The organism is Mesorhizobium sp. WSM4849, assembly GCF_055811385.1.
The window spans coordinates 265,067-275,340 of the sequence record NZ_JBVVPW010000003.1 but is presented as its reverse complement, the minus strand read 5'-3'; the positions used below and the strand labels follow the sequence as shown (position 1 = coordinate 275,340).

The 10,274-nt window shown below is 65.4% G+C and carries 12 protein-coding genes and 1 tRNA gene; 11 read left to right on the top strand and 2 right to left on the bottom strand.

Going from position 1 to position 10,274, the window contains the following annotated elements:
* The 3 genes from AC0L3L_RS04775 to AC0L3L_RS04765 are packed head-to-tail and all read left to right on the top strand — an operon-like array spanning position 1 to position 2,158.
* Positions 1-642, top strand: coding sequence for a precorrin-8X methylmutase (locus tag AC0L3L_RS04775; RefSeq protein WP_473636739.1), 642 nt, complete (start codon positions 1-3; stop codon positions 640-642).
* On the top strand, positions 639-1,397 hold the full coding sequence (locus AC0L3L_RS04770) for a precorrin-2 C(20)-methyltransferase (RefSeq protein ID WP_473636738.1): 759 nt from the start codon (positions 639-641) through the stop codon (positions 1,395-1,397). Before AC0L3L_RS04775 ends, AC0L3L_RS04770 begins: the two co-directional genes overlap by 4 nt.
* A complete protein-coding gene (locus tag AC0L3L_RS04765; protein WP_473636737.1) occupies positions 1,394-2,158 on the top strand; it encodes a precorrin-3B C(17)-methyltransferase in 765 nt (254 codons plus the stop codon). The genes AC0L3L_RS04770 and AC0L3L_RS04765 overlap by 4 nt, the downstream gene beginning before the upstream one ends.
* Here AC0L3L_RS04765 and AC0L3L_RS04760 read toward each other — a convergent pair.
* Positions 2,122-2,904: a cobalt-precorrin-6A reductase gene (locus AC0L3L_RS04760; protein ID WP_473636736.1), complete on the bottom strand. Its 783-nt coding sequence runs from the start codon at positions 2,902-2,904 to the stop codon at positions 2,122-2,124. The two genes, AC0L3L_RS04765 and AC0L3L_RS04760, sit on opposite strands and share 37 nt — an antisense overlap.
* Position 2,905: 1 nt before the next feature.
* Here AC0L3L_RS04760 and cbiE point away from each other — a divergent pair, with 1 nt between their 5' ends.
* The 8 genes from cbiE to AC0L3L_RS04720 are packed head-to-tail and all read left to right on the top strand — an operon-like array spanning position 2,906 to position 10,098.
* Positions 2,906-4,147 (top strand): precorrin-6y C5,15-methyltransferase (decarboxylating) subunit CbiE, encoded by a 1,242-nt coding sequence (gene cbiE / locus AC0L3L_RS04755; RefSeq protein WP_473636735.1) that lies wholly within the window; start codon positions 2,906-2,908, stop codon positions 4,145-4,147.
* Positions 4,144-4,653, top strand: coding sequence for a cobalamin biosynthesis protein (locus AC0L3L_RS04750; RefSeq protein WP_473636734.1), 510 nt, complete (start codon positions 4,144-4,146; stop codon positions 4,651-4,653). Before cbiE ends, AC0L3L_RS04750 begins: the two co-directional genes overlap by 4 nt.
* Entirely contained in the window at positions 4,650-5,414 is a 765-nt protein-coding gene (gene cobM, locus AC0L3L_RS04745) for a precorrin-4 C(11)-methyltransferase (protein WP_473636733.1), read from the top strand. The genes AC0L3L_RS04750 and cobM overlap by 4 nt, the downstream gene beginning before the upstream one ends.
* Complete coding sequence (gene cobA, locus AC0L3L_RS04740; protein WP_473636732.1) at positions 5,411-6,229, top strand: uroporphyrinogen-III C-methyltransferase; 819 nt, start codon at positions 5,411-5,413, stop codon at positions 6,227-6,229. Before cobM ends, cobA begins: the two co-directional genes overlap by 4 nt.
* The gene (locus tag AC0L3L_RS04735) at positions 6,226-7,539 is read left to right on the top strand and encodes a cobyrinate a,c-diamide synthase (protein ID WP_473636731.1); all 1,314 of its coding nucleotides are present in this window, start codon (positions 6,226-6,228) and stop codon (positions 7,537-7,539) included. Before cobA ends, AC0L3L_RS04735 begins: the two co-directional genes overlap by 4 nt.
* The gene (locus tag AC0L3L_RS04730) at positions 7,536-8,297 is read left to right on the top strand and encodes an adenosylcobinamide-GDP ribazoletransferase (protein ID WP_473636730.1); all 762 of its coding nucleotides are present in this window, start codon (positions 7,536-7,538) and stop codon (positions 8,295-8,297) included. The genes AC0L3L_RS04735 and AC0L3L_RS04730 overlap by 4 nt, the downstream gene beginning before the upstream one ends.
* A 24-nt stretch (positions 8,298-8,321) precedes the next feature.
* Positions 8,322-9,332 carry a nicotinate-nucleotide--dimethylbenzimidazole phosphoribosyltransferase gene (gene cobT / locus AC0L3L_RS04725; protein WP_473636729.1) on the top strand — a complete coding sequence of 337 codons (1,011 nt, stop codon included), beginning with the start codon at positions 8,322-8,324 and terminating at the stop codon, positions 9,330-9,332.
* 25 nt (positions 9,333-9,357) lie between these two features.
* Positions 9,358-10,098, top strand: coding sequence for a hypothetical protein (locus AC0L3L_RS04720; RefSeq protein ID WP_473636728.1), 741 nt, complete (start codon positions 9,358-9,360; stop codon positions 10,096-10,098).
* 98 nt (positions 10,099-10,196) lie between these two features.
* Here AC0L3L_RS04720 and AC0L3L_RS04715 read toward each other — a convergent pair.
* Positions 10,197-10,272, bottom strand: a tRNA-Lys gene (locus AC0L3L_RS04715).
* Between the last annotated feature and the right edge of the window lie 2 nt (positions 10,273-10,274).

Sequence of the window (10,274 nt, the reverse complement as noted above, 5' to 3'; positions counted from 1 at the left end):
ATGCCCGCCCACACCGCCTACGACTACATCCATGAGGGCACGGCGATCTATGAGCGCTCCTTCGCCATCATTCGCGCCGAGGCCGACCTGTCGCGGTTTTCCGATGCCGAAGCCGATGTTGCCATCCGGATGATCCATGCCTGCGGCCAGGTCGAGGCTGCTAGGCATTTCGTTTTTTCGGAGGATTTTGTTGCCGCCGCGCGCACGGCGCTGGCAGCCGGCGCGCCGATCTTCTGCGACGCTCAGATGGTCTCGCACGGCGTCACACGCGCCCGGTTGCCAGCCGGCAACGAGGTGATCTGCACGCTGCGCGATCCGCGAACCTCCGACATCGCGAGAAGGATCGGCAACACCCGCTCCGCTGCAGCCATCGACCTGTGGGGCGAGCGGATGGCCGGTTCGGTCGTCGCCATCGGCAATGCGCCGACCGCACTTTTCTATCTGCTGGAAAGGCTGCGCGACGGCGCGCCAAAGCCTGCGGCGATCATCGGCATGCCGGTCGGTTTCGTCGGCGCTGCCGAATCGAAGGACGCGCTGGCCGACAATTCCTATGGCGTGCCCTACGCGATTGTGCGCGGCAGGCTGGGCGGCAGCGCCATGACCGCAGCAGCACTCAACGCATTGGCGAGGCCGGGCCTGTGAACGCGATTGCAAAAGGCAGGCTTGTTGGCGTCGGCACCGGCCCCGGCGACCCTGAGCTGCTGACGCTCAAAGCCGTGCGCGCGCTGGCCGAGGCCGACGTGGTCGCGCATTTCGCCAAGCGCGGCAACAACAGCAACGCGCGCGCCATCGTCGGCGCCCATTTTCGTCCTGATTTGATTGAATTGTCGCTGCTCTATCCCGTGACCACCGAAATCGACAAGGATAACAGCGATTACCAGTCGCAGATAACAGATTTCTACGAAGAGTCGGCCGAAAAGGTCGCCGAGCATCTCAGCGCCGGCAGGATGGTCGCGGTGCTTTCGGAAGGCGACCCGCTTTTCTACGGCTCCTATATGCATCTGCATGTCCGGCTGGCGCACCGCTTTCCAACAGAGGTCATTCCCGGCGTCACCGCCATGTCCGGCTGCTGGTCGGCGACCGGAACGCCGATCGTCCAGGGCGACGATGTATTGACAGTGCTGCCGGGCACAATGAGCGAATTCGAGCTGACGCGCCGCCTCGCCGATACCGATGCCGCCGTCATAATGAAGGTTGGCCGCAACCTGCCCAAGATCAGGCGCGCACTGGAAGCGACCGACAAGCTGGCGCGTGCCGTCTATGTCGAGCGCGGCACCATGCCGGGCGGCGTCTCGATGCGGCTGGCCGACAAGCAGGACGATAAGGCACCCTACTTCGCCATCGTCCTGGTGGCCGGTTGGTCACGCCGCCCCGCCGCATTGGGAGCCGAAACATGAGCGGCCGCCTGACCGTCATCGGGCTTGGGCCCGGCAATGCCGACCAGGTGACGCCGGAAGCAAGCCGCGCCGTCGCAGAGGCAAAATTCTTCTACGGCTACAAGCCGTATCTCGACCGGCTCGACCTGCGCCCCGACCAGACCCGCGTCGCCTCGGACAATCGCGAAGAGCTATCCCGCGCCAAGGACGCGCTGGTAAAGGCTGCGCAGGGCCATGATGTCGCCGTCGTCTCGGGCGGCGACCCCGGCGTCTTTGCCATGGCGGCAGCCGTCTGCGAGGCGATCGAGGCCGGCCCGGCCGAATGGCGTGCCGTTGACGTGGCGATGCTGCCGGGCATCACAGCAATGCTCGCGGTCGCTGCCCGCATCGGCGCACCGCTCGGCCATGATTTCTGCGCCATCTCGTTGTCCGACAATCTAAAACCCTGGGACCTGATCGAGCTGCGGCTGCTGGCGGCGGCGGGCGCCGGCTTCGTCATCGCGCTCTACAATCCGATCAGCAAGGCGCGCCCCTGGCAGCTTGGCCGCGCCTTCGAATGCCTCACAGCGATCCTGCCCGGCACCACGCCGGTCGTCTTCGGCCGTGCCGCCGGCCGTCCCGACGAGCGCATCGAGGTCGTTCTGCTGGCGGAAGCCGATGGGGAAAAGGCCGACATGGCGACCTGCATCATCATCGGCTCGTCGGAAACCAGGATCATCAAGCGCGGCGAAAAACCGGCGCTGGTCTACACGCCGCGTTCGGCGGCGGGCCCAAGAAAATGACTGACCAGAAAATGATCGACCATTGCGGCAAGAGCTTCGACAGTCTCAGCCGAGGCAACGTCCGGCAAAGCCGGCCTGCGGATCATGACCACCTCGATGCCGAGTGCCCGCGCAGCGGCGATCTTGCCGTAGGTCGCCTCGCCGCCGCTGTTCTTGGAAGCGACGACGTCGATGCGGTGTTCCAGAAGCAGTGCACGTTCGTCGGCTTCCCGGAACGGCCCGCGCGCCAAGAGATAGGTCGCATCGGGCACAGCGAGCCTTGGCTCGACCGGATCGACGCTGCGGATGAGATAGTGATGTTGGGGTGCGGCCTCAAAGGCGGCGACCTCCTGCCGTCCGAGCGCCAGGAAGACGCGGCGCGACACAGGGCCCAGCGCCGTCACCGCGCTGGAAACGCTGTCGACCAGCGTCCACCGGTCACCTTCGGCTGGCTCCCAACCTGGGCGCCTGAGCGCAACGATCGGCACACCGGCCCCATGCGCCGCTTCCGCGGCATTGGCGGAGATTTTCGCCGCATAGGGATGCGTGGCGTCGATCAGCAGGCCGACGTCGGTCTCGCGGAGATACGCCGCCAGTCCATAGGCGCCGCCGAAACCACCCACCCTCGTCGGCACACCCTGCGCCGCCGGGCTTTCAGTGCGGCCGGCCAGCGACAGCGTGAGCGAGACATCGGCGCGCGCGGCCAGCTTTCCCGCCAGTTGCCGCGCTTCGGTGGTTCCGCCGAGGATCAGAATTCGGTGGGTCATCATGCCTGCTGAAGGTCCGCGCGGCGCCAAGCTCAACTCAAGATGGCTCACAATCGTCGGCATCGGCGAGGACGGTGTAGCGGGTCTCGGCGAAGAGGCCAAGCGGCTGATCGCCGAGGCTGAATTCGTCTTCGGCGGCACGCGTCACCTTGCCCTTGTCGCGTCGCTCACCAAAGGTGAAGCACATCCTTGGCCGGCCCCTTTCGATCCCGAGATGCGCGACGTGCTGGCGCTTTCCGGCAGGCGAGTCTGCGTGCTGGCTTCAGGCGATCCGTTCTTCCATGGGGTCGGCGTCACCCTTGTTCGCAAGGTTCCTTCCCAGGAGATGCAGGTGATTCCCGCCCCTTCTGCCTTCTCGCTGGCCGCCGCCTGCCTCGGCTGGGCGCTGCAGGATATCGAGACCATTTCGCTGCTCGGCCGCTCGCTCGACCTTATCCGGCCACTGCTGCATCCGGGCACCCGCATCCTTGCGCTGACCTCGGACGGCGATGCACCAGCGGCGATTGCGCGCCTGCTGACCGAACTCGACTTCGGCGCCTCACGGCTGACGATCCTGGAGGCGCTGGGCGGCCCGAATGAAAGGCTGCGTTCGGCGCGTGCGGACGCCTTCGACCTCGAAAAGATCAATCCGCTCAACGTTCTGGCAATCGAAGTTGACTCAACTTCGGAAGCACGCATCCTGCCGCTGACATCGGGCCGTGCCGATCATTTGTTCGAGCACGACGGCCAGATCACCAAGCGCGAGGTGCGCGCCATCACCCTGTCCGCCCTCGCTCCCAGGCGTGGCGAATTGCTGTGGGATATCGGCGCCGGCTCGGGTTCGATCGGCATCGAATGGATGCTGGCCCATCCCTCGATGCGCGCCATTGCCATCGAGGCCGATCCAACCCGCGCCGCCCGCATCCACCGCAACGCTTCTCATTGCGGCGTGCCCGGTCTTGTCGTGGTCGAAGGCTCGGCACCGAAGGCGCTTGCCAAGCTAGGCACACCCGATGCGATCTTCATCGGCGGCGGCGGCAGCGATACCGGCGTGTTGGGCGCGGCCATCAAGGCCCTGCGTGTTGGCGGCCGGCTGGTCGCCAACGCGGTGACGCTGGAGATGGAGGCGCTGCTTCTCGCCCGTCACGCCGCGCTCGGCGGCGATCTCACCCACATCTCTATCTCCCGTGCTTCACCGGTTGGTTCGATGCAGGCATGGCGGCCGGCTATGCCGGTCACCCAATGGAGCTGGGTCAAGCCATGATGATCGCGGGCATCGGCAGCCGCAAAGGCGTGAGTGTGCAAGACGTTCTTGCGGCGATTGAAACCGCGCTGGAAGTGCATGGGCTGGCGATGACGGCGCTGTCTGCCTTGGCGACGACCGAATTCAAACGCAGCGAAGAGGCCATTTTTGCTGCCGGCCGTAAACTCGATCTCCCGGTCATAGTGGTGGATGTTGCTGGCTCTGAACCGTCGCTCCCCCTCACCCGGCCTCCGCTTCGCTCGGCCGACCTCTCCCCGAGGGGAGAGGAGATCACGCACGCTGGCGCCAGTCTCTTCTCCCCAGCGGGGAGAAGGTGGCCCGAAGGGCCGGATGAGGGGGCCGCTTTGCTCAGCCGTTCCGACCTGTCGCAGGAACATGCCGGCACGCCGTCGGTTTCCGAAGCCTCCGCGCTTGCCGCCGCCGGGAAAGGCGCGAAACTGCTTGGGCAGCGCATCGTGCTCGGCCCGGTCACCTGCGCCATCGCCATCAGCGGAGATGCGGCATGACCGTCCACTTCATCGGCGCCGGACCGGGCGCGGCCGACCTCATCACCTTGCGCGGCAGCCGGCTGCTGGCAAGCTGCCCGGTCTGCCTCTATGCCGGCTCGATCGTCGCGCCGGAACTGCTGCAGCACTGCGCCCCCGGCACCAAATTGATCGACACCGCGCCGATGTCGCTCGACGAGATCGAGGCGGCATATCTCGATGCCCACCAGGCCGGCCACGATGTCGCCCGCCTGCATTCCGGTGATCTCTCGGTGTGGAGCGCCGTCGCCGAGCAGATCCGCCGGCTGGAGACGCACGGCATCGCCTATACGCTGACGCCGGGCGTGCCCTCTTTCGCAGCCGCCGCGGCAGCGCTGCGCCGCGAACTGACCATTCCCGAGGTCGCGCAAAGCCTGGTGCTGACCCGCATCTCCGGCCGTGCTTCGAAAATGCCGCCTGGCGAAACGCTGGCCGGCTTCGGCCGCACCGGCGCCACGCTGGCCATCCACCTTGCCATCCACGCCATCGACCGGATCGTCGCCGAACTGACGCCGTTCTATGGCGCAGATTGCCCGGTGGCGGTCGTCTTCCGTGCTTCCTGGCCAGACGAGCGCGTGCTGACCGGCACGCTGGCAACGATCGAGGCGCAATTGGCCGCCGATCCGATGGAACGCACGGCGATCATCTTCATCGGCCGCTCGCTGGCAGCAGAAGGCTTTGGCGAGAGTTCACTCTACGACGCCCACTATCAGCGGCGTTTTCGCGGACGGGACGGACTGTGAACGACAGCACCGGAAACAGAGGTGGAGATACCACAATCGAACAGGCTTTGGCCCGGCTGAACTTCAAGCCGCGCCAGCTGGAGCCGGGCCATGTCTGGCTGGCCGGCGCCGGCCCCAGCGATCCCGGCTGCCTGACGCTCGAAGTGCTGGCGGCACTTGGGCAGTGCGATGCCCTCGTCTACGACGCGCTGGTCTCGCCCGATGTTGTCGCTGTCGCTGAGGCCGCGGAGCTGTTCTACGTCGGCAAGCGCGGCGGCCAGCCGTCGATGAAGCAGGACGACATCACCGCTCTGCTGGTTCGGCTGGCGCGAGAAGACCGCCGCGTCGTCAGGCTGAAGGGTGGCGACCCCTATATTTTCGGTCGCGGCGGCGAAGAGGCGCTGGCGCTGGCGCGCGAAAACATCCCGTTCCGCGTCCTGTCCGGCCTGACTTCGGGCCTCAGCGCGCTTGCCGGTGCCGGCATCCCGGCCACCATGCGCGGCATCAACAAGGCGGTGATCCTGGCCACCGGCCACGCCGCCGGCACCGATGACGACCTCGACTGGGCAGCAATCGCCCGCACCGGCCAGCCGGTCGTCGTTTATATGGGCATGGCCAATCTGCCGCTGATATCAGCCTCTCTTCTCGAGGGCGGGCTGGCGCCGTCGACGCCGGCGGCGGTGATCGTTGCCGCGACGACGCCGCAGGAGCGCATCGTCGTCGCCACGCTCGCCACCATCGCCGAGGAGGCGGCCGCCGCCGGGTTGACCGCGCCGGCGCTGATCGTCGTCGGCGGCATCGTCGCGATGCGCGCGGCATTGGCGGGCGAGCCATGACCCGCGCGATCATCATCGGCGCGCCGCGCTCAGGCTCGGGCAAGACCAGCGTCACCATCGGTATTTTGCGCGCGCTCGCCCGGCGCGGCCTCACAGTGCGCGGCGCCAAGTCCGGCCCCGACTATATCGACCCCGGCTTCCATACCGCCGCGACAGGCCTTTCCGGCGTCAATCTCGACAGCTGGGCGATGCCGCCTGATTTGCTCAACGCGCTGGCCGGCGACGCAACTGAAGACGCCGATTTCATCTTCCTCGAAAGTGCGATGGGCTTGTTCGACGGAATTCCTGCTGCTCCGGGCCGCACCGGCTCGGCCGCAGATCTTTCCCGGCTCTACGGCCTGCCGGTGCTGCTGGTGCTCGATGTTTCCGGGCAGTCGACCACGGCGGCGGCCGTCGCCAAGGGTTTTGCTACATATGACCCCGATGTGCGCATGGCCGGCGTCGTGCTCAACCGGCTGGGCAGCGAGCGTCACCGCCGGCTTTGCAGCGATGCGATCGAGGCGATCGGCCTGCCTGTCGTCGGCGCCATAGTGCGCGACCCAGCGCTCAACCTGCCGGAGCGCCATCTCGGCCTCGTTCAGGCCGGCGAATATGAAAATTTGATGGTCCATCTCGACCGGCTGGCCGACATGGTCGAACGCTCGCTCGACCTTGACGCCATCATGGCGCTGGCGGCGCCATTTGCGCCCGCTCCCGGCAGTTTCAGCGGCGCGCTGCCGCCGCCCGGACAGCGCATCGCACTGGCAGAGGATGCCGCCTTCACCTTCCTCTATCCGCATGTCGCGACGCATTGGCGCAAAGCCGGTGCGGAAATCGTCCCCTTTTCGCCGCTTGCCGACGAGGCGCCCAGCGACAATTGCGATGTCTGCTGGCTGCCCGGCGGCTATCCCGAGCTTCACGCCGGCCGCCTCGCAGCGGCTGCAAATTTCAGGGCCGGCATCGAGGCGTTTTCGGCAACGCGGCCGGTGCATGGCGAGTGCGGCGGCTTCATGGTGCTCGGCGAGGCGCTGGAGGACGCATCGGGCGAGACGCACGAGATGCTCGGCCTGCTCGGTCACTCGACCAGTTTTGCCAGGAGAAAGATGAATCTCGGCTACCGCGAGGCGCGTCTGCGCGCCGATTGCCCACTGGGGCCTCAGGGCACATTGATCCGCGGCCACGAATTCCACTACGCGCAGATGAGCGCGACTGGCAATGACGAGCCATTGGCCGACCTCGCTGACGGCCAAGGCAATCCGCTCGGCGCCTCCGGCTACCGCCGCGGCCATGTCAGCGGCACGTTCTTCCATGCCATTGCGAGGGGCGAATGACCCTCTCGACTCGGCAAACCCTCGATGACATCGCGCTCTGCTTCGTCTTCTTCACCCGGCTGCCGCTGCCGGTCATCGATTTCCGGGACCGCAGCCTTGCTGCCGCGATCTGGGCAGCGCCGGTTGCCGGCCTCGCCGTCGCTCTGATTGGCGCCTTGGTTTACGCGATCGGGACCTGGCTCGGCCTTGCATCTGGCCCGGTAGCGGCACTTGCCCTTGCCGCGACCTTGCTCGCCACCGGCTGCATGCATGAGGACGGATTTTCGGATGTCGCCGACGGTTTTGGCGGCGGCAAGACACGCGAGAAAAAACTGGAGATCATGCGCGACAGCCGCATCGGCGCCTATGGCGCCTGCGCGCTCGCTCTGTCGCTGCTGATCCGCTGGAGCGTGCTTTCGGAATTCGCCAGCCCGGCCCAAATGTTCTGGGCTCTCATTGCCGCGCATGCCGCTTCGCGCGGCTTGTTCGGCGCTTTCATGCATCTGTTGCCGGCGGCGCGCAGCGACGGCCTCTCGGCCGATGCCGGCCCCGTGTCGGCCGAAACGGCCATTGCCGGTGCCGTGCTCGGTGCCGTGGCGCTGCTGGCGCTAGGGTTCGGTGGAGCGGTCGCCGCATTCATCCTGCTCGGCCTGTTGTTTGCCGCCTTCCGCGTGCTGTGCCTCAGCCAGATCGGCGGCCAGACCGGCGATACGGTCGGCGCGCTGCAGCAGTTTGGCGAAATCGCAATCCTGCTCGTCGCTTCCGTTTGCCTTTCCTGACTCTGTTTCGGAGACTTTGCCCCCATGTCCTTCAAATCGCTTGACGTATTGCGCGCGGCCTGCCTCGACCTGCCTGCCGGCAGCGACGCCGCGGCAAATGCTGTCGCCCGCCGTCAGGTCACGCTGACCAAGCCGCAAGGCAGCCTCGGCCGGCTGGAAACCATAGCGGCTTGGCTTGCTCGCTGGCAGGGCCGCGACATGCCGCAGCTCGACCGCGTCAAGGTCTTCGTCTTTGCCGGCAACCACGGCATCACCGCGCAGGGCGTGTCGGCCTTCCCGTCAGAGGTCACCGTGCAGATGGTGGCGAATTTCGCCGGCGGTGGCGCCGCCATCAACCAGCTCGCCCGCATAGCCGGCGCCGAACTCGACGTCATTCCGCTCGACCTCGACCGTCCGACCGGCGACTTCACGCAAGAGCCGGCTATGGACGACGAGGCGTTCCTCGCCGCCGTCTCGGCCGGCTACGGCGCCGTGACGAAAGACCTCGACCTCGTCTGTTTCGGCGAAATGGGCATCGGCAACACCACGCCGGCGGCAGCCATTTCGGCCGCCCTTTTCGGTGGTGGTGCGGAAAAATGGACCGGGCGCGGCACCGGCGTCGACGATGCCGGCCTGGTGCGCAAGATCACAGCCATCGAGGCCGGTCTCAATCGCCACGCCGAGGCCCTTGCCGACCCGCTGACGGTCGCGGCAGCCCTTGGAGGGCGCGAACTCGCCGCCATTTTTGGTGCGACGCTGGCCGCACGCCATTTAGGCGTACCGGTGCTGCTCGACGGCTTTGTCTGCACCGCCGCCGCCGCACCGCTGGCAAGATTGCACCCCGCCGGCCTCGCCCACACGCTTGCCGCCCATGTCTCTGCCGAATCCGGCCATCGCCGGCTGCTCGAAGCCCTCGACCTGCCGCCGCTGCTCGATCTCGGCATGCGGCTCGGCGAAGGTTCCGGCGCATGCCTTGCCGTCAACATCGTCCGCTCGGCGCTCGAATGCCACGCCCGCATGGCAAGTTTTGCTGAGGCCGGTGTTTCGGAGAAGTAAACGCTCGCAAGGTTTGGCTGTGCCGATGAACCAACCGTCACAAATTTTCGGCGATCCAAAGCAGGGAATTCGAGAGGTTTTTGCGCGGATTGTCAGAGATTTCGATCGCAAGACCGGGGCCTTTGCCGGGCTGAACTATAGTTCGCCGTGGATGCTGGCCATAGAGGATTGGGCAGAACGATCAGGCCACACGGTCGAAGAACTGTGTGACATGATTTCTCAGCAGCGGATTTCGTACTTCTCAAAAGAACCGGTCGATCCTAGGATCACCCAGACCTTTGAAGATTTGCGTAGCGCCGCGGAAGAATGGAGAACGGAGACAGGCTACAGCGACCCGCCTACACATTTGACTCCCGAGATGACAAAATTCCCCAACTACAAGGAATTGAAAGCACACACCTGGAAGCTGTGGAATTCCATGGGTCTGAGGGAACCATCACACGATTATCTTGCCCGCGACCTCAGTTTCGATGGGGCGATGGAAGACGTTTTTGGTCATAGGGTTACAGTCAGAATGACCATCAAGCTTGGATATGGCGGGCCAATTTGGTTGTATTTTCGCTTTCCTTACTATGCAAACGACGAGCCAGCATTCTTTGACCATGCAATTCTTTCGGGTTGGGGACTGTGTCGCCAGCTTAGGCTGCCAAGGGCTCCTGAGCTCGAATGGATCGCCGGCAAAAGCAAGGCAATCTTCACGGAAGTGGATGGCGTGTTGGCTATAACGCGCGCAATTCTAACCTATCTGCGCCCCACCATCCAATAAAGTCAGGTAAACCGATTGCCGCTGGCGGGAGACGTGCAAATCAGCGCCTCACGTTCTCCCGGTATCCAGGGTCTTTTCCACCAAGCCTTTGAAATCTTTGGTGGGTGCGACAGGGATCGAACCTGTGACCCGCTGATTAAGAGTCAGCTGCTCTACCAACTGAGCTACGCACCCAC

Excerpts from the sequence above, each read along its gene's own strand:
- AC0L3L_RS04775 (WP_473636739.1), top strand. The coding sequence starts at position 1 with ATGCCCGCCCACACCGCCTACGACTACATCCATGAGGGCACGGCGATC.
- AC0L3L_RS04765 (WP_473636737.1), top strand. The coding sequence starts at position 1,394 with ATGAGCGGCCGCCTGACCGTCATCGGGCTTGGGCCCGGCAATGCCGAC.
- AC0L3L_RS04760 (WP_473636736.1), bottom strand. The coding sequence starts at position 2,904 with ATGACCCACCGAATTCTGATCCTCGGCGGAACCACCGAAGCGCGGCAA.
- cbiE (WP_473636735.1), top strand. The coding sequence starts at position 2,906 with ATGCCTGCTGAAGGTCCGCGCGGCGCCAAGCTCAACTCAAGATGGCTC.
- AC0L3L_RS04750 (WP_473636734.1), top strand. The coding sequence starts at position 4,144 with ATGATGATCGCGGGCATCGGCAGCCGCAAAGGCGTGAGTGTGCAAGAC.
- cobM (WP_473636733.1), top strand. The coding sequence starts at position 4,650 with ATGACCGTCCACTTCATCGGCGCCGGACCGGGCGCGGCCGACCTCATC.
- AC0L3L_RS04735 (WP_473636731.1), top strand. The coding sequence starts at position 6,226 with ATGACCCGCGCGATCATCATCGGCGCGCCGCGCTCAGGCTCGGGCAAG.
- AC0L3L_RS04730 (WP_473636730.1), top strand. The coding sequence starts at position 7,536 with ATGACCCTCTCGACTCGGCAAACCCTCGATGACATCGCGCTCTGCTTC.
- cobT (WP_473636729.1), top strand. The coding sequence starts at position 8,322 with ATGTCCTTCAAATCGCTTGACGTATTGCGCGCGGCCTGCCTCGACCTG.
- AC0L3L_RS04720 (WP_473636728.1), top strand. The coding sequence starts at position 9,358 with ATGAACCAACCGTCACAAATTTTCGGCGATCCAAAGCAGGGAATTCGA.